We start from the raw sequence: 22,272 nt of genomic DNA, 5'->3' as shown, positions 1-22,272 counted from the left end.
CCTGATGCCTGAACAGATACCTGAGGATTCCGTCGGTCTGGTGCAGCCGCAGACGCTGCACTTTGACGAGCCATTGGCGCTGCGTAGCGGCCGCGTAATCCCTGAATACCAACTGGTTATCGAAACCTACGGTGAGCTGAATGCCGATCGCAGCAATGCGGTATTGATCTGCCATGCTCTGAGCGGACACCACCATGCCGCCGGTTATCACAGCATGGACGATCGCAAGCCCGGCTGGTGGGATTCGGCGATCGGTCCGGGCAAGGTGATCGATACGAATCGCTTTTTCGTGGTGGCGCTGAACAATCTGGGAGGGTGTCACGGCAGTACCGGCCCCCAGAGCATCAACCCGGAGACCGGCAAGGAATATGGCCCGGATTTTCCGATCGTCACGGTGCGTGACTGGGTCAAGAGTCAGGTCCGATTAGCGGATCGTTTGGGAATCGAAACCTGGGCTGCGGTCGTGGGCGGAAGCCTGGGCGGGATGCAGGCCTTGCGCTGGTCGATCGACCATCCGCAGCGATTGCGTCACTGTCTGGTGATTGCCTCGGCGCCGAAACTGACGGCTCAGAACATCGCCTTTAACGAGGTGGCACGCCAGGCGATCAGCAAGGATCCGGAGTTCTTCGGTGGACGTTACAAGGACCATGACACAGTACCCAAGCGCGGCCTGATGCTGGCGCGGATGCTGGGGCATATCACTTACCTGTCCGATGACTCGATGCGGGAGAAGTTCGGCCGCGAGCTGCGCCGCGATAAGCTCAGCTTCGACTTTGAAGCCGATTTCCAGGTCGAGAGTTACCTGCGCTATCAGGGAGAAAGCTTCACCGGCAGCTTCGATGCCAACACCTACCTGTTGATGACCAAGGCGCTGGATTACTTCGATCCCAGCGTCGACCACGATTACGATCTGGTCAAAACCCTCAGCGGTGCCCAGTGCAAGTTTATGGTGATCTCCTTTACCACCGACTGGCGCTTCTCGCCGGAGCGCTCCCGTGAGATCGTCGATGCCCTGATCGCGGCTGGCAAGTCGGTCAGCTACGCTGAAGTCGAAGCCGCCCACGGCCACGATGCGTTCCTGATACCGATCCCCCGTTACATGGATGTGTTCGGTCGTTACATGGAAACCGTGGCCGCCGATATCGGCTTGCCCCGCAAAACCCTGTCAGAAGATTCCCAGCCGGAGGGCAACCGCTGATGCGTGCGGATCTAGAAATCATCGAGCGCTGGATTCAGCCGCAGTCGCGGGTGCTGGATCTGGGCTGTGGTAACGGCGAACTGTTGGAATATCTCGGTTCGGCCAAGCAGGTCCATGGTTACGGGCTGGAGATCGACGCCCAGGATATCGCCGCCTGCATCGATCGCGGCGTCAATGTGATCGAACAGGATCTGGATTGCGGACTGGCCAACTTCCAGAACAACAGCTTCGACATGGTGGTCATGACCCAGGCCCTGCAGGCGGTCCATCGCCCGGACCTGGTGTTGGATGAGATGCTGCGGGTCGGCAAAGAGTGCATCATCACCTTCCCCAACTTCGGCCACTGGCGGGCACGCTTCTACCTGGCGCTGAAGGGCAAGATGCCGGTGTCCGACTTCCTTCCCTATACTTGGTATAACACGCCCAATATCCATTTCTGTACCTTTAAGGATTTTGAGGAGCTGTGTCGCGAGAAGAACATCCATATCGTTAAGCGCACCGTGGTAAACCGTGAGCATCGCGACCATTGGGCCAGCAATTTGTGGCCCAATATGCTCGGCGAGATCGCCATCTACCACGTCACCAAGTAACGACCGGGCCGGCACCGACGGGACCGGCGTTGAGGAGGCTACCATGCGCCGTTTACTCTATTCCTTACTGACGGCTGTGCTGTTGCTGCCAAGCCTGGCGAGTGCCGAGCAGTTCGAAGCAGTCGATCAGTATCAGATCCATTACAACGCCTTGGGCACCACCTTCCTGCTGCCCGAAGTGGCCGAGCAGTACCAGATCCAGCGCAGTAAGGTTCGCGGGCTGGTCAACATCTCGGTACTCGACAGCAGCGCCGACCATCGTGCGGTGGTGGCGCAGGTCAGCGGTGAAATCCGCAATCTGGTGGATCAGCGCCAGCCGTTGAATTTCCGTCAGGTGCGCGAGGGCGATGCGATCTACTACATCGCCGAGTTCCGCTTTACCGATGACGAGCGGCTGTTCTTCGAGTTGCAGGTGCAGCCCGATCCGAACGGCCCGGTTTACCCGCTCAACTTCGAGCAACATTTTTACGTCGATTAACCCCAGCAGCGAAACCAGAGTCCATGCAGCAGATCGTTCTGGCCAGCGGTAACGCCGGCAAGCTCAAAGAGTTCAACCAGGTACTGGCCGATTTTGATATCGAAGTCTTACCGCAATCGGATTTCGATGTCGGCGAGGTCGAAGAGACCGGCCTGAGCTTCGTTGAGAACGCGATCCTGAAGGCCCGTCATGTCAGCCAGGTATCCGGGCTGCCGGCGTTGGCCGACGATTCCGGACTGGAAGTTGATGCCTTGAAGGGCGCGCCTGGAATTTACTCGGCCCGCTTCTCCGGTCCGGGTGCCACCGATGCCAGCAACAATGAAAAGCTGCTGTCGCTGCTGGCCCAGGTGCCCGAGGCGCAGCGTAGCGCTCGTTTCCAGTGCTTGTTGGTGCTGATGAAGCATCCGGCCGACCCGACCCCGATGATCTGTCAGGGCAGCTGGGAAGGGCGGATTCTGGAGCAGCCACGGGGTGAAAACGGATTTGGCTATGATCCGTTGTTCTGGGTCCCGGAGTGTGAGTGCGCCTCGGCCGAGCTGGCGCCGGAGCAAAAGAATAAACTCAGCCATCGGGGCCAGGCCGTGGCTGAGCTGCTGCGTCGACTGGCGCTGCAGAAGGGCTAATGACCGCGGCTTCCACGGGGCTGCAGCTACCGCCGCTGAGTCTGTATATCCATGTGCCCTGGTGCGTGCGCAAATGCCCCTACTGTGATTTCAACTCCCACGCCCAGCGTGGCGAGATCCCACAGGCGGATTATCTGCAGGCACTGCTCGATGATCTCGATGCCGAGCTGAACTGGGTCCAGGGCCGGACGCTGCAGTCGATCTTTATCGGCGGCGGCACCCCGAGCCTGATGGAGGCGGCGTTCTACCGGCAGCTGCTGGGGCAGGTCGAGCAGCGAATCCCGTTTGCCGAGGGGATCGAGATCACCCTGGAAGCCAATCCCGGCACCTTCGAGCAAGCCCGTTTTGCCGGTTACCGCGAGGCCGGGATCAACCGGTTGTCGCTGGGGATTCAGAGCTTCGACGATGGTTGTCTGCAAGCCTTGGGGCGGATTCACAGCGGCGCCGAAGCGGAGCAAGCCGTTGCCCAGGCCCGGACGATCGGGTTTGAGCGGCTCAACCTGGACCTGATGCACGGCCTTCCGGGCCAGACCCCGGCGATGGCGCTGGCTGATCTGGAGCGGGCGATCGCGTTGGAGACCACCCACCTGTCCTGGTATCAGCTGACCATCGAGCCCAACACCGAGTTTCATAGCCGTCCGCCAACGCTGCCTGAAGACGAAGATCTGTGGGCTATTCAGGAGCAGGGCCAGGCGCGGCTGGCCGAGGCCGGGTTCGAGCAGTACGAGATCTCCGGTTACAGTAAGACCGGCCAGCAGTGCCGCCATAATCTCAACTATTGGTGCTTCGGCGACTACCTGGGCATCGGTGCCGGGGCCCATGCTAAGCTGACCGATCCTGCGTCAGGGAGCTCCGGGCGGCTGGTCCGGCGCTGGAAAGTGCGGCAGCCGAAAGCCTATCTGGCCGGGCTGAATCGAGCCGAGCAACGTGATATCGACGCCGACGAACTGCCGTTGGAGTTTATGATGAACACGCTGCGACTCAGCGACGGTGTTGAAGCCGAGCTGTTCGAGCAGCGGACCGGATTGCCGCTAACGATGATCGAGCCTCAACTCGCCCGCGCTCGAAGCCTGGGGTTGCTTGTCGCTGATCCTGCACTGCTGCGTCCGACCCTGCAGGGGCGGCGTTTTTTGAATGAATTGCTGGAGCTGTTTGTCTGATGGCGATGTTTGAACATTTCAGCTGGTTGCCGCTGCTGCTGGCGCTGACCGCGTTGACCCTGGCGCCGGGGGTCGACACCCTGCTGGTGCTACGCAACACCACCCGGGGCGGTGGTCGTGATGGGCTGCTGACCGGGCTGGGGATCTGCTCGGGGCTGTTTGTCCACGCGCTGATCTCGGCGGCCGGGTTGTCGATGATTCTGCTGGGCTCGGCCGAGCTGTTTATGCTGCTGAAACTGGCCGGGGCCGCCTATCTGGTCTGGCTCGGAATCCAGAGTCTGCGCTCGGCGCTGCGTCGACGGGGTATGACGATGGAGTCGGTGGCGCCGCAGCAGGTACCGGTCAGGGTGTCGCTGCGCGAGGGTGCGCTGTCTAACCTGCTCAATCCCAAACCGATCGTGTTCTATATGGCGTTTCTGCCGCAGTTTATCGACCCAAGTCACCCGGCGGTCCCCCAGGCACTGCTGATCGCCGCGCTGCACTTCCTGCTGGCGATGGGCTGGTACCTGCTGCTGGTGGTGCTGATCGGTTGGGCCCGACGCTGGCTTCAACAGCCGAAAGTGGCGGCCTGGCTCGACGGCATCAGCGGGTTGGTGTTGATGGGGTTTGGCTGGCGCTTGGCCAACTCCCAGTAAGAAGACTCTGTGAAAACACCTGCGCCTGCACCTGCGCTCGGCACGTTTTTACATAGCCTCACCGGGTTTGATTTCGAGCGTTCATCATTCGTTCTTTTTTCTGTCAGAGAACTTTCATAATTCGCCATTAGGCTGGTTCGGCATTGAAACCGCGCAATAGAGGAAAGCTCGAATGCTGAACCGCAAATCTCTGATCGTCGCCGGCCTGGCGATCTCCCTGGCCGCCTGTGGCGGTAAAGAAGTCAAGCCGCAGGCTGCTGCTGTTGATTTGAACAATGGCGATATGTACGAAGTTCATCATGAAGGTCGTTTGTACGTGTTTGATGATTTCGACACCTATCAGAGCTTCCTCGAAGTGGGCGAAACCTCCTACCGTCAGACCTTTATCGGCGCCGGTCCCAAGGGTGAAACCCTGGTCTTCGGTGTAACCGGTAAGGACAAGAAGAAGACCGCCGACAAGATCGCCGCTTACAACCTCTATCACGGTAGCTTGGAAGCCGCTGAAGAGTTCTACGGCGAAATGCGTGCCGAAGGCCGTATCTACGTGTTTGACCGTCTGGAAGACATGGAGACCGTACGTACCACCGGTGAAGCGCCGTTGCGCTACACCGAGATCGGCAACGGCCCCAAGGGTGAAACCGTTGTCTATGTACTCCGTAGTGAAAACAAAAAGCAAAAGCCGGTAGCGTTGCAGGCCGCCTTTAAGAAGCACAACGGCCTGATGTAATTCCGCTTGGCGTTTGACGAGACGCTACAAGCTTGAATCTCGACCGCAGTGGTTGAATGCGCTGCGGCGGGTGTCCGGAAACCTGTGCACGGGTTGTCAGGTTTTCAGAGGCTCTGTAGGGAGCACCTAGCTCCATTTTGATACCGGTAGGTTAGCTCAGAGCCTGCCGGTTTTTTTGCCTGTCGGTGTGGGGTGTTTATCCCGAGTTACTGAGTCTTCGGATAGTTTCTGTTGCGCTATTCCCAAGCGCGCCCCTTTTGTAAGCAAACAAAAGGGACCAAAAGTTGCTTTGCCCAATGACTTGCCAGCTTTGCTGGTGCCCTGTGCGCTGGATTGAAAAACGGGCTCCGATGGAAACTCGGCCTGCGGCCTTAGACAACCATCGTCGCTGATCCGTTTTCCAATCCAGTGCTCGGCTGCGTCAAGGGCGGTTAAGACCGTGCCAGCCGAAACAGCGCCTCCGTATATATCAGGAAAAACTCCCTGATCCCCTTTTGCGATGGTGAGCATTGAGCTGTTCGATGGATCAGCGAAGACGGTTGTTTGAGTGAGCGAAGCGAGCGAGCTTCCGTCGCAGCCCATCGGGCCGTTCAACGCGCAACGAAGTTGGCGTAGCCGACCAAGCAAGTGGGGTCGCCTAGGGTTGTTAGGGAAATGGCGGCGCATTTCTCTAACACGCCCGGAAGGGTGTAACTGGAGTTAGCTGCAATTGCTGGTGTTTGTTCTGGCTTTCCGAGTTGGCTGAGCTTACTTATTGCGCTCACCCGAGCGCGTCCCTTTTGTAAGCAAACAAAAGGGACCAAAAGTTGCTTTGCCCAACGACTTGCCAGCTTCGCTGGTGCCCTGCGCGCTGGATTGAAAAACGGGCTCCGATGGAAACTCGGCCTGCGGCCTCAGACAACCATCGTCGCTGATCCGTTTTCCAATCCAGTGCTCGGCTGTGTCAAGGGCGGTTTGAGTCCGTGGCAGCCGAAACTATAGCTCCATTAATTTCAGGACAAACTCCCCAACCCCCTTTTGCGCCGGTGAGCATTGGAGCCTGACAATGGAGTAGAGCGATTGATGTTTGAGGGAGCGAAGCGAGTGAGTTCCAATCGCGGCCATTGGCAGGCGAAACGCGCAACGTAGCCGGCGAAGCTGGCCAAGCAAGAGGGGCCGCCTAGGGTTGTCAGGGAAATGGCGGCGCATTTCCCTGACACGCCCGGAAGGGCGTATTAGTCTTTCTGTTAAGAGCTATTCAGTAAATCGTGCTATCGCACCCGGAATTTCACTCAAACACCGTACTTCCAAATCCGGTTTAGGCCCTTCCGGCCAGGGCTTGCCGGAAAAATTCACCCACAGGGTGTGCAATCCACAATCTTGAGCGCCGCGAATATCATGATCCGGATGATCACCGATATGCAGCACCTCATCGGCAACGACACCGGCCCGCTCCAGCATCTGCTCGAACATCAACGGATCGGGCTTGGCCTTGCCGACCTGATCGGCGTTGAGGCCGAATTCGAAGAATTCGCCCAATCCGACCTTCTCCACATCGGCGTTACCGTTACTGAGCGCGACTAGGCGGTAGTTGGCGCTTAGATCAATCAGCATCTGTTGGGCGTGCTGGAATAGTTCGACCTGATTGCGGGCGGCCAGGAAGACCTCGAAGGCGGCTTCGGCCAGTTGCTCGGCGGCGGCATTGTCGTAGCCGCTATCCAACAGTCCTTTGGTGAGTACGGCCAGCCGGATGGCGGTGACACTGTGGGCGATATCGGGTTGCTCGGAGACCACGATCCGGCGCAGCTTGTCGAAATCTTCCAGTTGATAGCGTTCGGTGAAGGCCGGGGCGTTGGTGTCGAGCCAGCGGTACAGGGTCAGGTTGGCCTGCACGATTACCGGGCCGACCGCCCAGAGAGTGTCATCCAGGTCGAAGCTGATCAGTTTGATGGTTCTACTCATAATCAGGCTCAGGTATCCGTCTTTTTGGCCCGGGGGTGGGCGTTGTCGTAGACCTCGGCCAGGTGCTGGAAGTCGAGGTGGGTATAGATCTGGGTGGTGGCGATATCGGCGTGGCCGAGCAGCTCCTGTACCGCCCGCAGGTCGCCGCTGGATTCGAGCATATGGCTGGCGAAGGAGTGGCGTAATCGGTGTGGGTGCAGCTTGCCTTGGGTGCCGCTTTGCAGGCCCCAGCGTTTGAGGCGTTGCTGGACCCCTCGCGAGGTCAGGCGGCCGCCGCGGTGGTTGACGAACAGCGCCTCCTGGTCGGCGCCGGCCAGTTGATCACGCACCTCCAGCCACTGGCGCAATGCCTTGATGGCCGAGCGTCCCACCGGCAGCTGGCGCTCTTTGCGGCCTTTACCGACCACGCTCAGGCTGGCATCGCGCAGGTCGATATCGAACTGATCCAGGCTGACCAGTTCGGCCAGTCGCAGGCCGCAGGAGTAGAACAGCTCCAGCATCGCCAGATCACGGATCTCGAGGGGATCCGACGGGGCCTGGTCGAGCAGGCTGCCGAGCTGGTCCACATCCAAGGGCTTGGGCAGCTTGCGGCCGCTCTTGGGGGCCTGCAGCGACAGCGCCGGGTTGTGTTGCAGCCGCTGTTCGTTGATCAGGAAGTTGTAGAAGCTGCGGCAGGCCGACAGTTTGCGTTGGATCGAACTGCCAGCCAGGCCGCGGCTGCGCAGCGCGGCAATGTGACGTCGTAACAGTCGGGTGTCGAGTTGCTGCCAGTCGGCGATCCGCTGGTCGTCGCAGAAACGGGCCAGTTGGTCGAGATCGCGACGGTAGTTGCTCAGGGTGTGTTCGGACAGCATCCGGGCGCCGGCCAGATGGTCGATAAAGTCATCGATCCAATCGACCAGCGCGGACAAGGGTTACTCCGGGTTCAGGTTGTTCAGCAGTCGGAACAGGACCCGACTGAGCACTTCGCCGACGTAGTTGAGGAACAGGGTGCCCATGCTGGAGTGGAAGTAATTGGCTTCAAAACTGCCGATCGCCAGCAGCCCCAGGGTGTTGCCCTTGACCAGCGGTACCACCGCGGCGGACAGCACCTTGTCGGCCCTATCGTCGAACAGGAACTGGCGCTGACGATCCGACAGGCTGCCGCACAGGGCCCAGTCGCTGTCGATCAGTTCGGCAACCTGGGACTCGGCCACCTGAAGGCTGACCGACTTGATATTGCCGCCGCGCTCACCGATGGTCTGGTCGAGCAGAATCAGGTTGGTGATGTCGCCGTTGAAGTCGCGGCACAGGCCCTCTTCGATCGCATCGGTGAGCTGATCGAGGGTCTCGGACTCCAGCAGGTTCAGCACCAGTCGCTTGGTCTTCTCGAACTGCAGATCGTTGTAGCGTGCCGCATCGAGCAGATCGTGCAGCTGGCTGCGCATTTCCCGGTTCTGCTCCCGCAGCATCTCGGTCTGGCGCTCGACCAACGAAATGGCGCCGCCCCGCTGGTGCGGGACGCGCAGGATGTTGAGCAGGGACTGGTGGCGGGCGAAGAACTCGGGATGGGTTTCGAGGTACTCGACCACTTGCTGTTCCATATCGGCTTTCATCGCCATCGTGGTCGCGTTGGGCTTGTTCTTGTTGATGCTCATTGAGGTGGCTGTCTCTCCCTTGGGCTGAATCCTAGAACCGAATCTAGAGCTGGACTCTGCCTTCGTACACCGTATCGGCCGTCCCGGTCATAATTACAGAACTGCCGTATCCATTCCAATTGATATCGACCTTTCCGCCCGGGAGTTGAACACAAACATCGCTATCGAGCCAGCCGCGAAGCTGGCCGGACACCACCGCCGCGCAGGCGCCGGTACCGCAGGCCAGGGTTTCACCGGCGCCGCGCTCGAAGACCCGCAGACGGATATTGTTGCGATCGACAATCTCCATAAAGCCGATATTGGCCCGCTCCGGGAAGCTGGGATGGCTCTCCAAGGCCGGACCCAGGCTCTCGACCGGCGCTGAATCGACGCTGTCGACCCGTAGCACGCCGTGGGGGTTGCCCATCGATACCGCACCGATCTGATACAGCTGTCCGTTGATCTCGATCGGGTACTCGGCGCTCTGTTGCTCAGCCTGGAACGGGACCCGTTCGGGCTTGAGTACCGGTTCGCCCATGTCGACCCGGACCCTGTCGTTATCGACCAAGCTCAGGTACAGCGGCCCCTTGGCGGTCTGGACCGCGATGGTCTGCTTGCCGGTCAGGCGCTTGCGGGTGACGAAGCGGGCAAAGCAACGGGCGCCGTTGCCGCAGTTTTCGACCTCGGAGCCGTCGGCGTTGTAGATCCGGTATTTGAAGTCCATCTCCGGATCGGTCGGGGTTTCGACCAGCAGCAGCTGATCGAAGCCGATGCCGAAGTTGCGGTCCGACAGCTCGCGTACCCGCTCCGGGGTGAATCGGGCGCGCTGGGTGATCAGGTCGACCACCATGAAGTCGTTACCCAGACCGTGCATTTTGGTAAAGCGTACTTGCATTTAGGGTTGCTCTACTTGGCCTAGCTCTTGTTGGCGGGCAGCAGTTGCTCGCCACGAATCTGGTGTTCGAAATCTTCACGCTGACGGATCAGGTGAATGCTGTCACCGTCGACCATCACTTCCGCGGCCCGATTGCGGGAGTTGTAGTTCGAACTCATGGTAAAGCCGTAGGCACCGCTGGAACAGACCGCCAGCAGATCGCCCGGCTCCAGTCCCAGCTGACGGTCCTTGCCGAGGAAATCGCCGGTTTCGCATACCGGGCCGACTAGATCCCAGCTCAGCTGTTCGCGGCTGTGGTCGACCTTCAGCGGGATGATGTCTTGATAGGCGCTGTACAGTGACGGCCGGATCAGGTCGTTCATCGCCGCATCGATAATGGCGAAATTCTTGTGCTCGGTCGGCTTCAGGAACTCGACCCGGGTCAGCAACACGCCGGCGTTGGCGGCAATCGAGCGGCCCGGTTCCATGATCAGCTCCAGCTGACGATTACCCAGTTTGGCCAGCACCGCCTCCATATAGGCGGACGGCAGCGGCGGTTCTTCGTCGGCGTAGCAGACCCCCAGGCCGCCTCCCAGATCGAGGTGCTTAAGGTTGATGCCGTTGTCGGCCAGTTGATCGACCAGCACCAGCAGGCGGTCGAGGGCGTCGATAAAGGGCGTCAGTTCGGTCAGCTGAGAGCCGATATGGCAGTCCAGGCCGACCACGTCCAGGTTCGGCAGCGACGCGGCGCGCTGATAAACGGCCAGCGCCTGATCGATCGAGATACCGAACTTGTTCTCCTTCAGACCGGTGGAGATATACGGGTGAGTGTTGGCATCGACATCCGGATTAACCCGCAGCGAGATCGGCGCGACCTTGCCCATGTCGCCGGCCACCGCGTTGATTCGATCCAGTTCGGCATCGGATTCGGCGTTGAAGCAGTGAATGCCCAGCTCCAGCGCACGACGGATCTCGGCCGGTTGCTTGGCCACACCGGAGAACACCACCCGACTGGGGTCACCACCGGCGCGGATCACTCGCTCCAGCTCGCCCTGGGAGACGATGTCGAAACCCGAGCCCAGTCGGGCCAGCAGGTTCAGTACGGCGATATTGGAGTTCGCTTTGACCGCGTAGCAGATCATGCCCGGATGCTCGCCCAGCGCGTTAGCGTAAGCCAGGTAGTGGCGCTCCAGAGTTTCACGGGAGTAGACGTAGGTGGGGGTACCGTACTGTTCGGCGACCCGGGAAAGGGCGACATCTTCGCCGTACAGAACGTCGTCGCGGTACTCAAAACTGTCCATCGGTACTGTCCAATAAAATAGCTAGGGAGGGCGGGTTGCTTAAGGCTGGCCTTGTTGTTGGCTCTGCTTTTGATCGGGCGCCGGATCTTTGGGCAGGTAGAGATCACCCTTCTGGCCACAGCCGATCAACAGTAAACCCAATAGCAGCGGAGCCAGCCAGCGCATCGTCATCGCTCAATCCCATCATGATTAGGTAAACCGGCGATTATAACCGTAGCCGCGGATGCCGTATACTTGCCGACTGCAATCACCACCTATAGTCGGAGCTGTTCAACATGATGACCGAAAGCGAATTCAACCAACTCGTCGATGACCGTCTGCTGGCGATCGAGGAGGTCCTCGATGAGGCCGAGACCGATATCGACTACGAGAACAGCGGTGGCGTGCTGACGGTGACCTGTGAGAACGGCCAGAAGGTGATTTTTACCCGTCAGGCACCGGTCCGACAGCTGTGGATCGCGGTTCCGTTCGGCGGTTTTCATTTTGATCATGCTGAAGATGCCGATGGAGGTTGGGTCTGCGATGCTGATGCCAAACCGTTGGCGCAGTTTTTGACCGAGACCTTTGAAAAACTCGCCGAAGAGACCTTCGATTTTAGCTAAGCCTATTACTGCAGCAGATTACTGCCCGCATCAAACAGCAGCTTCAGCGCCATCAGCGTCAGGATGATCCGGAATACCTGGCTGAAGCGCTGATTGCTGATCTTCTGCAGCAGGTTCAATCCGACCCAGGTGCCGGCCACGCCGGTCAGCACCATCCCCGCCACCAGTGCCAACCACTCGCTGAAGGCGAATCCCAGCCCGCCGAACACCAACAGTTTGAGACCGTGTTGAACGCTCATGCAGGCCGAGAAGGTGGCGACCCGCTCGAACCGCTCTTCCGACAATTGATGCACAAAAGCGGCGACCAGCGGACCGCTGGCGCCGACGAACATCGACAGCAGGGTGGTCAGTGCCGAGGCGATCCGCAACGGCCAGGGCCGGATGGCGCGGATCTGCAGTTTCGGTCCCCAGGTCAGGAACAGGATAAAGCCGGCCACACAGAGCAGGATCGTATCGGTGGGCAGCTGTACCACCAGCACCGAGGCCAGCGCCGCGCCGACCAGCGCCCCCAGCAGGAACTGACTGAACACAGTGCGGTTCAGGTGCCGCCGGGTGAAGATCGCCCGATTGGTATTGGCAGCGGCCTGAACCAGACCGTGGACCGGGATGATCGCTAACGGTGGAAGTACCGAGGCGATCACCGCCAGCAGCAACACCCCGCCGCCGACCCCGAGGGTGGCGGTAATCAGTGCGGTACAGAAGCTGGTCGCCAGCAGCAACAGCGCATCGGCCAGATCGATAACGCTCGGCAGCAGCAGATTGATCAGGGAATCGGGGGTGTCCATGGCGGCGCATTATAAAGCCAACGCTGTGCGATTACCGTGCAACCTAGGTGGTGACAGTATCGAGATGACAGGATTCAGCCTTGGTTCATCGCTCTCTGCTTGAGTTGTAATCAGGCTGGTCCCACAATGACCGCCGAACCTTTTGCCGGGTTTGTGTTCCAAGCTGCAAACCCGATTACCGTGTACGGAGAAACAACCGATGTTGAAAAAAGTTTTATCGCTGGCCAGTGCCCTGCTGATGCTGCCGCTGCTGGCTTTGCCGCTGCAAGCCCAGGCAGAGGAGTTCAAAGAGGGGGTTCACTACACCAAGTTGAGCAAGCAGGTTCGCACTCAGGACCCGAAACGGGTCGAAGTGGTGGAGATGTTCGGCTACTGGTGCCCGCACTGTAACAGTCTGGAGCGCTACCTGGCGCCTTGGAAGACACAGCAGGACAGCAGCGTGGTCGATTTCAAGCATATCCCGGTCAGCTTCCGCCCCAATCAGATCGAGTTCGCCAAGGCCTATTACGTGGCCAAGGAACTGGGGATTGAAGAGGACGTGCACCCGGCACTGTTCAATCTGATCCATCGTCAGCGCCAGTGGATCAACAATAAAGAGCAGCTGGGCGAGTTCTTCGCCGATTTCGGCGTTAAGGAAGCCGATTTCAACAAGGCTTACGGCTCTTTCAACCTCAACAGCAAGATCAGTCGCGGCAAGAAGAAGGCCCGTGAATACGGTATCCAGGGGGTCCCGTCGATCATCGTTAACGGTAAATACCTGGTCACCGCCGACAAGGCAGGCAGCCAGAAGGCGATGATGAAGGTGGTGGATCAGCTGGTGGCCCAGGAGCAAGCCAAGCTGAACTAATCCCTTATCGATTCCAGCAAGCCCGCAGGCCGGTAACGGCTGCGGGCTTTTTTGTACCATTTATTCTCCGATGATGGGCTGGTCCCTCCCGCAGGGCTGGGCTAACATCGACGGATTGTGCGTCGATTTTCTCAGGCATAGAAAGGACTTGGACCGTGGCGACCGATACTGACTTGGCTTCCCTGAAAAAACAGATCCAGAAGTTAGAGCTCCAATGCGAGACGGATCAAGCGGATATGGAGGCGCTGGGACGGGTGACCGTGCGGCTCTGCCTGGCCGCCAAAGGGCTGGATTCAGCACTGGATGATCGCCTTGATCCGCTGCAGGATCGCCTCAAAAGCGGCAACGGTGGCTCGCTGATCAGTCGCACCGAGGCAGCCGAAAAGGGCCTGATGAACTATTTCCAGCAGCGCGATCGTGGTGTGCAACAGACGCTGGATGCGTTGCGCTCGATGCTGACGCTGCTGTGGCAGAGTGCCTCTCAGCCGGCAATCAAAGAGCGAATCGACAAGCTGATCGAGGAGTTGCCCGATGCGGTGGAGAACTTTGGTGATTATCCACGCCTGCTGACCGAAACCTCCAAACTGCAAGCGACGATTTTTGATCGTCCGAACGATGAGGCTCCGTCGGGTGCGGCGGCCGGTGCCGGTGCTGAAGCGTTGTTGGACGAAGACCAGGAGCAGTTGGAGCTGGTCTGCAGCCGGGTCGGCTCGCTGATTCTGGATATGTTGGGTCAGCTATCGATTCCCGCTGCCGAGCGGGCAAAAGCCCGAGCGCTGATGAAGCGGATCGAACAGGGCTTTGAGTGGCAGCAGCTGCCGCTGATTCAGGAAGCGATGGTCGAGCTGGTACTCAAGGCGATGGTGGTTCGCCAGGAGGACTTTGAGAGCTATCTGGAAAGCCTGAATCACCAGTTGGGAGATATCCAGGGCTTTCTGGTCGAGAGCCGTGAGCATCAGAAGGCCCATCGGGACAGCAGTCAACAGCTGGATATGGCGGTGCGCTCCGATGTTTCCAAGGTGGAGCACTCCCTGGTGCAGGCCGAAAGTCTGGATCAGCTCAAATCCACGGTGCGTTTGCAGTTGGCGGATATCGTCAAAGCGGTGGACCGCTACCGCAGCGAACAGGAGGCTCGTGAGCAGCAGGTCGAATCGCGGCTTGAACAGCTGCAGGATAAGCTGGAAACCATGGAAGAGCAGTCGGTTCGGATGCAGGCCCACCTGGAGGAGCAACGGGTTCGGGCGGTTTCCGATCCGTTGACCGGCCTGCCCAATCGGGGCGCCTACAGTGAGCGGGTGGAAACGGAATTCAGTCGCTGGAAACGCTACGGCCATGACCTGTCCATGGTGGTCTGTGACCTGGACCACTTCAAGAAAGTCAACGACAACTACGGCCACCTGGCTGGTGACAAGGTGTTGAAGCTGGTCGCCAAGCTGTTGACCAAGCGGTTGCGCGAGTCCGATTTCGTGGCCCGCTTCGGCGGTGAGGAATTTGTCGTCTTGATGCCCGAAACCGACGCGGCCAAGGCGCAGCAGGTGGTCGAGGTGTTGCGAAAAACGGTGGCCTCAAGCCCGTTCAACTTCGGCGGCACGCCGGTTCAGATCACCATGTCGTTCGGTATTGCCGGCTTCCAGGCCAACGATGAAAGCCACGAGACGGTGTTCCAGCGTGCCGACGATGCCCTCTATCAAGCCAAGGAGCAGGGCCGTAATCGCAGCATCGTCGCGGGTCGCTAGCGTCTTGTTAGCAGACCCCGGCTTAATGGGGCTATAATGGCCGACTTTGACGCCACGGCCGATTGTTTTAGGCCAAACGGTGCCCGTAAGTATCGGATCAATCCAGAGCAATCCATGAGCAATCAGCAAAACGGTAGTAACGAAACCACTCACTTCGGTTACGAGCAGGTCCAGGTTGGCGATAAGGAGAAACGGGTTGCCGATGTTTTCCATTCGGTTGCCGCCAAGTACGACCTGATGAACGACCTGATGTCGATGGGGGTGCATCGGCTCTGGAAAGCGATTGCGATCGAATACAGCGGTGTTCGCACCGGTCAGCGGGTACTGGATATCGCCGGCGGCACCGGCGATCTGACCATGCGCTTCTCCAAACTGGTTGGCCCGACTGGCCAGGTGGTATTGGCCGATATCAACGATTCGATGCTCAAGGTCGGTCGTGACAAACTGCAGGATCGGGGTGTCAGCGGTAACGTCCGCTTCGTCCAGGCCAACGCCGAGATGCTGCCGTTTCCGGACAATCATTTTGATTGCATCACCATCGCTTTCGGCCTGCGTAACGTTACCGACAAGCAGAAAGCGCTGGAATCGATGGCGCGGGTGCTCAAGCCCGGTGGCCGTCTGCTGGTGCTGGAGTTCTCCAAGACCAACAACCCGCTGTTGACCAAGATCTATGACACCTATTCGTTCAGCCTGCTGCCGATGATGGGCAAGCTGATCGTCAACGATTCGGAAAGCTACAAGTACCTGGCCGAGTCGATCCGCATGCATCCCGATCAGGAAACCCTGAAGGGCATGATGGAACAGGCCGGTCTGGTGCGCTGCTCCTTCCACAATATGACCGGTGGCATCGTCGCCCTGCATAAGGGGATCAAGCCCTGAGCAAGGGGATCAAGCTTTGAAATTGTCCCCCGCAGGCTGACCATCTGACCAATAGAAGCAAACCGTGTCCCGACTGTTACGTTTACTGAAAATCGTACGGGTGATCGCCCGTTACCGACTGGATGACCTGTTCGAGGGTCTTCACCTGCCGTGGTACGCCAAGTACGCCTTGGTCCTGCTGCCCTGGCGTTACTTCTGTCGCTCCGAACTGCCCCGCGGTGAACGCCTGCGGCTGGCGATGGAAGAGCTGGGGCCGATCTTCGTCAAATTCGGTCAGATGCTGTCGACCCGTCAGGATCTGCTGCCCGAGGATGTGGCGGCCGAACTAACCAAACTACAGGACCAGGTACCGCCGTTCTGTGGTGATCAGGCCACCGCCATCGTCGAAAAGGCGCTGGGTGAGTCTGTTAAGACCCTGTTTAGCGAATTCGACAGCACCCCGCTGGCCTCGGCCTCGGTGGCCCAGGTCCATACCGCCCGGCTGCACAGCGGTGAGGATGTGGTGGTCAAGGTGATCCGCCCCGGCATCAACAAGGTGATCAAGCAGGATGTCGGCTTGCTCTATACCCTGGCTCACCTGGTCCAGAGCGTCTGGGCCGACGGTCGCCGGCTGCGTCCGGTCGAGGTGGTGGCCGAATACGAGAAGACTATTTTCGACGAGCTGGATCTGCGCAAGGAGGCCGGCAACGCCTCACAGCTGAAACGTAACTTTGACGGCTCCAGCATCCTCTATGTGCCGGAAGTATTCTGGGACTACACCCATCAGGACGTGATGGTGATGGAGCGCATCCACGGGGTGCCGATCTCGGATCTGGCCGGGTTGCGCGATCAGGGCACCAACTTCAAGCTGCTGGCCGAGCGCGGCGTCGAAATCTTCTTCACCCAGGTGTTCCGCGACAGCTTCTTTCACGCCGATATGCACCCGGGCAACATCTATGTGTCCCACAACAATCCGCAGGATCCGCAATACATCGCGTTGGATTTCGGTATCGTCGGCTCCCTGACTCCCAGCGATCAGAGCTACCTGGCCCGTAACTTCCTGGCGTTCTTCGAGCGGGACTACAAGCAGGTGGCGCAGCTGCACATCGATTCAGGCTGGGTCCCGGCTGACACCAACGTCAATGACTTTGAGACCGCGATCCGTAGTGTCTGCGAACCGGTGTTCGAAAAGCCGCTGAAAGAGATCTCCTTCGGCCAGGTGCTGTTGGGATTGTTCCAGACCGCCCGTCGGTTCAATATGGAAGTGCAGCCGCAGCTGGTGCTGCTGCAGAAGACCCTGCTCAATATCGAAGGGTTGGGGCGTCAGCTCTATCCGGATCTGGACCTGTGGCAAACCGCCAAGCCGTTCCTGGAAGACTGGATGAAACAGCGCATGGGTGTGCGGGGGCTGTACCGTAACCTGAAGGCACGGGCACCGGAATTGATCGAGCAGATGCCGCAGATGCCGCAATTGCTGGCCGATGCCCTGCAGCAGCTGAAGCAGCTCGAAGAGTTGCAGAAGCGTGATCGGCTCGAGCGTCAGGCGTTGGAAGAGGCTTCCCGTAATCGTTGGAGCATCCATTGGGGACGGCTGGGCGGCATCTGTGCCCTGATCGGTGCCCTGTGGACCGCCGGTTTGCTGCCCAATCCGGATCTGCCGACCTCCAGCTGGGCGCTGGGAGCTTTGGCACTGGTTTTACTGAGTACGACGCGGAGAGGTGGATGATGGCTGATCAGTGGCTTGATGAGATACAGTGGACCGCCGACGGCTTGGTGCCGGCGATCGCACAGGATTACCGCAGTGGCAAGATCCTGATGATGGCCTGGATGAACCGGGAATCCCTGGCGCTGACGGTAAAAGAGCAGCGTGCCATCTATTGGTCACGATCCCGTGGCAAGCTGTGGCGCAAAGGTGAAGAGTCTGGTCATGTGCAGCAGTTGCACGGTATTCGTCTGGATTGTGATTCAGACGTGATTTTGCTGCAGGTCGAACAGCTTGGCGGTATCGCTTGTCATACCGGTAGGGAACACTGTTTTTATAAGACCCTGAACGATGGCCAGTGGCAGCCGGTAGAGCCGGTATTGAAGGATCCGAACGCGATCTATCAGGCCGATAAGGGTGGAGAGAGCAGTGAGTAACGATGTGTTGAGCGCCCTGGCGCAGGTGTTGGAAGAGCGCAAACAAGCCGATCCGGACAGCTCCTATGTTGCCAATCTGTATGCCAAAGGGCTGAACAAGATTCTGGAAAAGGTCGGCGAAGAAGCCACCGAAACCATTCTGGCGGCCAAGGATGCCGAGCACTCCGGCGCCACCAAAGAGTTGATTGGTGAAACCGCCGATTTGTGGTTTCATAGCCTGATCATGCTGTCCCAACTGGGGCTTGGTCCTGATCAGGTGCTTGAGGAGCTGGATCGTCGGTTCGGACTTTCCGGGCTGGAAGAGAAAGCTTCACGTAAGTCGTCTTGATAACAGCGCTTGATCGCCGTACTTGCGTCTGATCAAGGTTGGGACAATGTCGCACTGCTAGAGTCGGTGCAATCGAACAACAACCGCGATGCGGTTTAATTAAGTATTTGTGGGAGAACTCCAATGGGTTTTGGCGGAATTAGCGTCTGGCAGTTGCTGATCGTTCTATTGATTGTTGTGCTGCTGTTTGGAACCAAGAAATTCCGTAATATCGGAGGCGATCTGGGCAACGCCGTTAAGGGCTTCAAGAAAGCCATGAAAGACGACGAAGAGCCGAAGAAGATCGAGAAAGAAGATGCTGGCTTTGAGGAAAACAAAGAAGCCGGTAGCGAGGATGCTGCGAAGACTGAAGCGCAGAAATCTGCTGAGAAGTAATCCGACCGTTACGGATCCCTCTTCATGTTTGATATCGGCTTTACCGAACTCCTGATCGTCGGGGTGGTTGCGTTGATCGTGCTCGGTCCCGAGCGCTTGCCTCATGCCGTCAAGACGGCGGGTATGTGGATCGGCAAGATCAAGCGAACGCTGGGTAGTGTCCAGAAAGAGATCTCGGAAGAGCTGCGTGTTGAAGAGATGCGCCGTGAGGCCAAGGAGCAGCAAGAGCAGCTTGAAAAGCAGGTCGATTCGATGACCAAGCCTTTCCATGAAAGCCTGCGCGAAGACCTGCTCCGGCCTTCACCGCAACCGGAAAAGACCGCAACAACGGCTACTGAGACTTCAGAAGAGTCGGTCACCCCGGAGCCGCGCAAACCCGCCGCCGAGTAAGTTATGTCCAACGCACAACATGATCCTTCCAGCGAAGCCGCTGCGCAGCCGCTGATCTCCCATCTGGTAGAGCTGCGCGATCGTCTGCTGCGTAGCTTGCTGATCGTACTGCTGCTGTTTCTGCCGCTGTTCTACTTCGCCAACGATCTCTATGCGTATCTGTCGGAGCCGCTGACCGCGCTGTTGCCCGAAGGCACCAGCATGATCGCGACCGATGTTACCTCGCCGTTCTTTGCACCGTTCAAGCTCACCCTGGTGCTGGCAATCTTTGCCGGGATTCCGTTCATTCTGCATCAGATCTGGAGTTTTATTGCCCCGGGCCTGTACCAGCACGAGAAGAAGATCGCCATCCCGCTGCTGATCTCCAGTATCTTCCTGTTCTATGCCGGAGTAGCCTTTGCGTACTTCGTGGTGTTTCCGCTGATCTTTGGATTCTTCACCAGCACCGGGCCGGAAAACGTGGCGATGATGACCGACATCAGCAGCTACCTGAACTTCGTCCTGAAGCTGTTCTTTGCCTTCGGTATCGTATTTGAGATCCCGATTGCTACCCTGCTGTTGGTTTGGAGTGGGGTCACTTCGGTAGAGAGCCTGAAAGATAAGCGTGCTTACATTATCGTTTGCTGCTTTGTCGTGGGCATGTTGCTGACGCCGCCGGATGTGATCTCTCAGACGCTACTGGCTCTGCCGATGTGGTTGCTGTTTGAAACCGGCATCATCCTGGCACGTATCTTTGTTCGTCGTGATGACGATGAATATGAAAACGAAGAAGAGTCTGAACAGACCTGATTCGATAGCTCGCAGTTAGCGCTTCTATATAGAAGCTCGTGGCCACGGGATCGGCCGATTATCGGTTTGTAAATTTCCTACAAGAATTTGGAAACCAATAGCTGATCGATTATTGATCAGTCAGTGTTTGTTTTAGATAACTTCTTGAAAAATAAAGAAATATTTGTTTTTCAAAAAGAAATTACATTTTTTTGTAATTTATTTGAAAAATTGTGTTGACGGCGAAAAACTGTCGCCTATAATACGCGCCTCGCTTGAGACGAAACGTCCTAACGGACAACGACACAAGCAACGCTCTTTAACAAATCGACCATGCAATTCGTGTGGGCACTTGCTGGGATAGGACAGCAGATATTCTTCGGAATATCACAAAGACTTATCAAAGTAAGTGACTCGTGAATTCATACGACACTATACGTACTTACGTTTAGTTAAGTTATTCCAGTTTTACTTTGAGCAAAAATTCGTTGGCTTCGGCTGACAACTTTTTTGAACTGAAGAGTTTGATCATGGCTCAGATTGAACGCTGGCGGCAGGCTTAACACATGCAAGTCGAGCGGTAACAGGACTAGCTTGCTAGTTGCTGACGAGCGGCGGACGGGTGAGTAACGCGTAGGAATCTACCTAGTAGTGGGGGATAGCCCAGAGAAATTTGGATTAATACCGCATACGCCCTACGGGGGAAAGAAGGGGATCTTCGGACCTTTCGCTATTAGATGAGCCTGCGTGAGATTAGCTAGTTGGTGGGGTAAAGGCTCACCAAGGCGACGATCTCTAGCTGGTCTGAGAGGATGATCAGCCACACTGGGACTGAGACACGGCCCAGACTCCTACGGGAGGCAGCAGTGGGGAATATTGCACAATGGGCGCAAGCCTGATGCAGCCATGCCGCGTGTGTGAAGAAGGCCTTCGGGTTGTAAAGCACTTTCAGCGAGGAGGAAAGGATGTAGGTTAATACCCTGCATCTGTGACGTTACTCGCAGAAGAAGCACCGGCTAACTCCGTGCCAGCAGCCGCGGTAATACGGAGGGTGCGAGCGTTAATCGGAATTACTGGGCGTAAAGCGCGCGTAGGCGGCTAAGTCAGTCAGATGTGAAAGCCCCGGGCTCAACCTGGGAACTGCACCTGATACTGCTTAGCTAGAGTTTGGTAGAGGGGTGTGGAATTTCCTGTGTAGCGGTGGAATGCGTAGATATAGGAAGGAACACCAGTGGCGAAGGCGACACCCTGGACCAAAACTGACGCTGAGGTGCGAAAGCGTGGGGAGCAAACAGGATTAGATACCCTGGTAGTCCACGCCGTAAACGATGTCTACTAGCCGTTGGGGAACTTGATTTCTTAGTGGCGCAGCTAACGCGATAAGTAGACCGCCTGGGGAGTACGGCCGCAAGGTTAAAACTCAAATGAATTGACGGGGGCCCGCACAAGCGGTGGAGCATGTGGTTTAATTCGAAGCAACGCGAAGAACCTTACCCGCTCTTGACATCCAGAGAACTTTCTAGAGATAGATTGGTGCCTTCGGGAACTCTGAGACAGGTGCTGCATGGCTGTCGTCAGCTCGTGTTGTGAAATGTTGGGTTAAGTCCCGTAACGAGCGCAACCCTTGTCCTTATTTGCCAGCGATTCGGTCGGGAACTCTAAGGAGACTGCCGGTGACAAACCGGAGGAAGGTGGGGACGACGTCAAGTCATCATGGCCCTTACGAGCGGGGCTACACACGTGCTACAATGGGCAGGACAAACGGTCGCGAAGCAGCGATGTGGAGCTAATCCGAGAAACCTGTTCGTAGTCCGGATCGCAGTCTGCAACTCGACTGCGTGAAGTCGGAATCGCTAGTAATCGTGAATCAGAATGTCACGGTGAATACGTTCCCGGGCCTTGTACACACCGCCCGTCACACCATGGGAGTGGATTGCACCAGAAGTAGCTAGCTTAACCTTCGGGAGGGCGGTTACCACGGTGTGGTTCATGACTGGGGTGAAGTCGTAACAAGGTAGCCCTAGGGGAACCTGGGGCTGGATCACCTCCTTAAACGAAGCTGCCGTTCTGGTAAGTGCTCACAACGAATTGCATGGTTGGATTAGTTAAAAGCTTTCTCAAGCTTGAGTGAATAAAGGTTAGCGAGAGCTAACCTTTATTTTCTCTTTTGAGAAAATCGCTCTTTAACAAAGTGGATCTGTGATTGAAGCAATCAAATTGAATCAGTTTAATTTTATTGTGTTCGATCAAGCGTTTATATCTGGCGATTAATATCGTATTAGTTCTGACTGATAACTTGAA

General features: G+C 57.6%; 25 protein-coding genes and 1 rRNA gene. 18 read left to right on the top strand and 8 right to left on the bottom strand.

What is annotated here, in order from left to right:
- Nucleotides 1–4 precede the first annotated feature (4 nt).
- The 7 genes from metX (at nucleotide 5) to ACO05M_RS02810 (ending at nucleotide 5,411) form a co-directional block, all read left to right on the top strand.
- A complete protein-coding gene (gene metX, locus ACO05M_RS02840; RefSeq protein ID WP_421867487.1) occupies nucleotides 5–1,198 on the top strand; it encodes a homoserine O-succinyltransferase MetX in 1,194 nt (397 codons plus the stop codon).
- Nucleotides 1,198–1,788, top strand: a complete 591-nt coding sequence (gene metW, locus ACO05M_RS02835; protein ID WP_421867484.1) for a methionine biosynthesis protein MetW — start codon at nucleotides 1,198–1,200, stop codon at nucleotides 1,786–1,788. Before metX ends, metW begins: the two co-directional genes overlap by 1 nt.
- 43 nt (nucleotides 1,789–1,831) lie before the next feature.
- Nucleotides 1,832–2,266: a DUF4426 domain-containing protein gene (locus tag ACO05M_RS02830; protein ID WP_421867481.1), complete on the top strand. Its 435-nt coding sequence runs from the start codon at nucleotides 1,832–1,834 to the stop codon at nucleotides 2,264–2,266.
- Between the two features lie 23 nt (nucleotides 2,267–2,289).
- Nucleotides 2,290–2,889: an XTP/dITP diphosphatase gene (locus ACO05M_RS02825; RefSeq protein WP_421867478.1), complete on the top strand. Its 600-nt coding sequence runs from the start codon at nucleotides 2,290–2,292 to the stop codon at nucleotides 2,887–2,889.
- On the top strand, nucleotides 2,889–4,049 hold the full coding sequence (gene hemW / locus ACO05M_RS02820; RefSeq protein WP_421867475.1) for a radical SAM family heme chaperone HemW: 1,161 nt from the start codon (nucleotides 2,889–2,891) through the stop codon (nucleotides 4,047–4,049). Before ACO05M_RS02825 ends, hemW begins: the two co-directional genes overlap by 1 nt.
- Entirely contained in the window at nucleotides 4,049–4,684 is a 636-nt protein-coding gene (locus ACO05M_RS02815; protein ID WP_421867472.1) for a LysE family translocator, read from the top strand. The genes hemW and ACO05M_RS02815 overlap by 1 nt, the downstream gene beginning before the upstream one ends.
- Nucleotides 4,685–4,856: 172 nt before the next feature.
- Complete coding sequence (locus tag ACO05M_RS02810; RefSeq protein WP_421867470.1) at nucleotides 4,857–5,411, top strand: hypothetical protein; 555 nt, start codon at nucleotides 4,857–4,859, stop codon at nucleotides 5,409–5,411.
- A 156-nt stretch (nucleotides 5,412–5,567) separates the two neighbouring features.
- On the opposite strand, the gene ACO05M_RS02805 is transcribed toward ACO05M_RS02810, so the two are convergent.
- From ACO05M_RS02805 to lptM, 7 genes are all read right to left on the bottom strand, one after another.
- Nucleotides 5,568–5,921, bottom strand: a complete 354-nt coding sequence (locus ACO05M_RS02805) for a hypothetical protein (RefSeq protein WP_421867467.1) — start codon at nucleotides 5,919–5,921, stop codon at nucleotides 5,568–5,570.
- 723 nt (nucleotides 5,922–6,644) lie between these two features.
- Nucleotides 6,645–7,352, bottom strand: a complete 708-nt coding sequence (locus tag ACO05M_RS02800) for an HAD family hydrolase (protein WP_421867464.1) — start codon at nucleotides 7,350–7,352, stop codon at nucleotides 6,645–6,647.
- A gap of 8 nt (nucleotides 7,353–7,360) precedes the next feature.
- Entirely contained in the window at nucleotides 7,361–8,263 is a 903-nt protein-coding gene (gene xerC, locus ACO05M_RS02795; RefSeq protein ID WP_421867461.1) for a tyrosine recombinase XerC, read from the bottom strand.
- Between the two features lie 3 nt (nucleotides 8,264–8,266).
- On the bottom strand, nucleotides 8,267–8,989 hold the full coding sequence (locus ACO05M_RS02790) for a DUF484 family protein (protein WP_421867458.1): 723 nt from the start codon (nucleotides 8,987–8,989) through the stop codon (nucleotides 8,267–8,269).
- Between the two features lie 43 nt (nucleotides 8,990–9,032).
- Nucleotides 9,033–9,863 carry a diaminopimelate epimerase gene (gene dapF / locus ACO05M_RS02785; RefSeq protein WP_421867456.1) on the bottom strand — a complete coding sequence of 277 codons (831 nt, stop codon included), beginning with the start codon at nucleotides 9,861–9,863 and terminating at the stop codon, nucleotides 9,033–9,035.
- Between the two features lie 20 nt (nucleotides 9,864–9,883).
- A complete protein-coding gene (gene lysA / locus ACO05M_RS02780; RefSeq protein WP_421867453.1) occupies nucleotides 9,884–11,143 on the bottom strand; it encodes a diaminopimelate decarboxylase in 1,260 nt (419 codons plus the stop codon).
- 39 nt (nucleotides 11,144–11,182) lie between these two features.
- The gene (gene lptM / locus ACO05M_RS02775) at nucleotides 11,183–11,308 is read right to left on the bottom strand and encodes an LPS translocon maturation chaperone LptM (RefSeq protein ID WP_421870638.1); all 126 of its coding nucleotides are present in this window, start codon (nucleotides 11,306–11,308) and stop codon (nucleotides 11,183–11,185) included.
- Nucleotides 11,309–11,418: 110 nt separating this feature from the next.
- On the opposite strand from lptM, the gene cyaY reads away from it, so the two are divergent.
- Nucleotides 11,419–11,745, top strand: a complete 327-nt coding sequence (gene cyaY, locus ACO05M_RS02770) for an iron donor protein CyaY (RefSeq protein ID WP_421867450.1) — start codon at nucleotides 11,419–11,421, stop codon at nucleotides 11,743–11,745.
- A 5-nt stretch (nucleotides 11,746–11,750) separates the two neighbouring features.
- Here the strand turns inward: cyaY and ACO05M_RS02765 are convergent, their stop codons facing one another.
- Nucleotides 11,751–12,530: a sulfite exporter TauE/SafE family protein gene (locus ACO05M_RS02765; RefSeq protein WP_421867447.1), complete on the bottom strand. Its 780-nt coding sequence runs from the start codon at nucleotides 12,528–12,530 to the stop codon at nucleotides 11,751–11,753.
- A gap of 199 nt (nucleotides 12,531–12,729) precedes the next feature.
- Here ACO05M_RS02765 and ACO05M_RS02760 point away from each other — a divergent pair, with 199 nt between their 5' ends.
- The 10 genes from ACO05M_RS02760 to ACO05M_RS02715 all read left to right on the top strand — a co-directional run bounded on the left by ACO05M_RS02760 (nucleotide 12,730) and on the right by ACO05M_RS02715 (nucleotide 22,023).
- Nucleotides 12,730–13,377, top strand: coding sequence for a thiol:disulfide interchange protein DsbA/DsbL (locus ACO05M_RS02760; protein WP_421867443.1), 648 nt, complete (start codon nucleotides 12,730–12,732; stop codon nucleotides 13,375–13,377).
- 155 nt (nucleotides 13,378–13,532) lie between these two features.
- Complete coding sequence (locus ACO05M_RS02755; protein ID WP_421867441.1) at nucleotides 13,533–15,113, top strand: GGDEF domain-containing protein; 1,581 nt, start codon at nucleotides 13,533–13,535, stop codon at nucleotides 15,111–15,113.
- 114 nt (nucleotides 15,114–15,227) lie between these two features.
- Nucleotides 15,228–15,992, top strand: a complete 765-nt coding sequence (ubiE, locus tag ACO05M_RS02750; protein ID WP_421867440.1) for a bifunctional demethylmenaquinone methyltransferase/2-methoxy-6-polyprenyl-1,4-benzoquinol methylase UbiE — start codon at nucleotides 15,228–15,230, stop codon at nucleotides 15,990–15,992.
- 64 nt (nucleotides 15,993–16,056) lie between these two features.
- Nucleotides 16,057–17,697: a ubiquinone biosynthesis regulatory protein kinase UbiB gene (gene ubiB, locus ACO05M_RS02745; RefSeq protein WP_421867438.1), complete on the top strand. Its 1,641-nt coding sequence runs from the start codon at nucleotides 16,057–16,059 to the stop codon at nucleotides 17,695–17,697.
- Nucleotides 17,697–18,110, top strand: coding sequence for a phosphoribosyl-AMP cyclohydrolase (gene hisI / locus ACO05M_RS02740; protein ID WP_421870634.1), 414 nt, complete (start codon nucleotides 17,697–17,699; stop codon nucleotides 18,108–18,110). Before ubiB ends, hisI begins: the two co-directional genes overlap by 1 nt.
- Entirely contained in the window at nucleotides 18,103–18,438 is a 336-nt protein-coding gene (locus ACO05M_RS02735) for a phosphoribosyl-ATP diphosphatase (protein ID WP_421867436.1), read from the top strand. The genes hisI and ACO05M_RS02735 overlap by 8 nt, the downstream gene beginning before the upstream one ends.
- Before the next feature lie 123 nt (nucleotides 18,439–18,561).
- Nucleotides 18,562–18,813: a Sec-independent protein translocase subunit TatA gene (tatA, locus tag ACO05M_RS02730; RefSeq protein WP_421867433.1), complete on the top strand. Its 252-nt coding sequence runs from the start codon at nucleotides 18,562–18,564 to the stop codon at nucleotides 18,811–18,813.
- A gap of 24 nt (nucleotides 18,814–18,837) precedes the next feature.
- A complete protein-coding gene (gene tatB, locus ACO05M_RS02725) occupies nucleotides 18,838–19,203 on the top strand; it encodes a Sec-independent protein translocase protein TatB (protein WP_421867430.1) in 366 nt (121 codons plus the stop codon).
- Nucleotides 19,204–19,206: 3 nt separating this feature from the next.
- On the top strand, nucleotides 19,207–19,992 hold the full coding sequence (tatC, locus tag ACO05M_RS02720; protein WP_421867427.1) for a twin-arginine translocase subunit TatC: 786 nt from the start codon (nucleotides 19,207–19,209) through the stop codon (nucleotides 19,990–19,992).
- 491 nt (nucleotides 19,993–20,483) lie between these two features.
- A 16S ribosomal RNA gene (locus tag ACO05M_RS02715) occupies nucleotides 20,484–22,023 on the top strand.
- Nucleotides 22,024–22,272 lie beyond the last annotated feature (249 nt).

Origin of the sequence: Motiliproteus sp. (assembly GCF_965230735.1) — a bacterium.
Classification (GTDB): domain Bacteria; phylum Pseudomonadota; class Gammaproteobacteria; order Pseudomonadales; family Balneatricaceae; genus Motiliproteus.
This window is presented reverse-complemented; position numbering and strand designations above follow the sequence as displayed.

Excerpts from the sequence above, each read along its gene's own strand:
- metX (WP_421867487.1), top strand. The coding sequence starts at position 5 with ATGCCTGAACAGATACCTGAGGATTCCGTCGGTCTGGTGCAGCCGCAG.
- metW (WP_421867484.1), top strand. The coding sequence starts at position 1,198 with ATGCGTGCGGATCTAGAAATCATCGAGCGCTGGATTCAGCCGCAGTCG.
- ACO05M_RS02830 (WP_421867481.1), top strand. The coding sequence starts at position 1,832 with ATGCGCCGTTTACTCTATTCCTTACTGACGGCTGTGCTGTTGCTGCCA.
- ACO05M_RS02825 (WP_421867478.1), top strand. The coding sequence starts at position 2,290 with ATGCAGCAGATCGTTCTGGCCAGCGGTAACGCCGGCAAGCTCAAAGAG.
- hemW (WP_421867475.1), top strand. The coding sequence starts at position 2,889 with ATGACCGCGGCTTCCACGGGGCTGCAGCTACCGCCGCTGAGTCTGTAT.
- ACO05M_RS02815 (WP_421867472.1), top strand. The coding sequence starts at position 4,049 with ATGGCGATGTTTGAACATTTCAGCTGGTTGCCGCTGCTGCTGGCGCTG.
- ACO05M_RS02810 (WP_421867470.1), top strand. The coding sequence starts at position 4,857 with ATGCTGAACCGCAAATCTCTGATCGTCGCCGGCCTGGCGATCTCCCTG.
- ACO05M_RS02805 (WP_421867467.1), bottom strand. The coding sequence starts at position 5,921 with ATGCTCACCATCGCAAAAGGGGATCAGGGAGTTTTTCCTGATATATAC.
- ACO05M_RS02800 (WP_421867464.1), bottom strand. The coding sequence starts at position 7,352 with ATGAGTAGAACCATCAAACTGATCAGCTTCGACCTGGATGACACTCTC.
- ACO05M_RS02790 (WP_421867458.1), bottom strand. The coding sequence starts at position 8,989 with ATGAGCATCAACAAGAACAAGCCCAACGCGACCACGATGGCGATGAAA.
- dapF (WP_421867456.1), bottom strand. The coding sequence starts at position 9,863 with ATGCAAGTACGCTTTACCAAAATGCACGGTCTGGGTAACGACTTCATG.
- lysA (WP_421867453.1), bottom strand. The coding sequence starts at position 11,143 with ATGGACAGTTTTGAGTACCGCGACGACGTTCTGTACGGCGAAGATGTC.
- lptM (WP_421870638.1), bottom strand. The coding sequence starts at position 11,308 with ATGCGCTGGCTGGCTCCGCTGCTATTGGGTTTACTGTTGATCGGCTGT.
- cyaY (WP_421867450.1), top strand. The coding sequence starts at position 11,419 with ATGATGACCGAAAGCGAATTCAACCAACTCGTCGATGACCGTCTGCTG.
- ACO05M_RS02765 (WP_421867447.1), bottom strand. The coding sequence starts at position 12,530 with ATGGACACCCCCGATTCCCTGATCAATCTGCTGCTGCCGAGCGTTATC.
- ACO05M_RS02760 (WP_421867443.1), top strand. The coding sequence starts at position 12,730 with ATGTTGAAAAAAGTTTTATCGCTGGCCAGTGCCCTGCTGATGCTGCCG.
- ubiE (WP_421867440.1), top strand. The coding sequence starts at position 15,228 with ATGAGCAATCAGCAAAACGGTAGTAACGAAACCACTCACTTCGGTTAC.
- hisI (WP_421870634.1), top strand. The coding sequence starts at position 17,697 with ATGGCTGATCAGTGGCTTGATGAGATACAGTGGACCGCCGACGGCTTG.
- tatA (WP_421867433.1), top strand. The coding sequence starts at position 18,562 with ATGGGTTTTGGCGGAATTAGCGTCTGGCAGTTGCTGATCGTTCTATTG.
- tatB (WP_421867430.1), top strand. The coding sequence starts at position 18,838 with ATGTTTGATATCGGCTTTACCGAACTCCTGATCGTCGGGGTGGTTGCG.
- tatC (WP_421867427.1), top strand. The coding sequence starts at position 19,207 with ATGTCCAACGCACAACATGATCCTTCCAGCGAAGCCGCTGCGCAGCCG.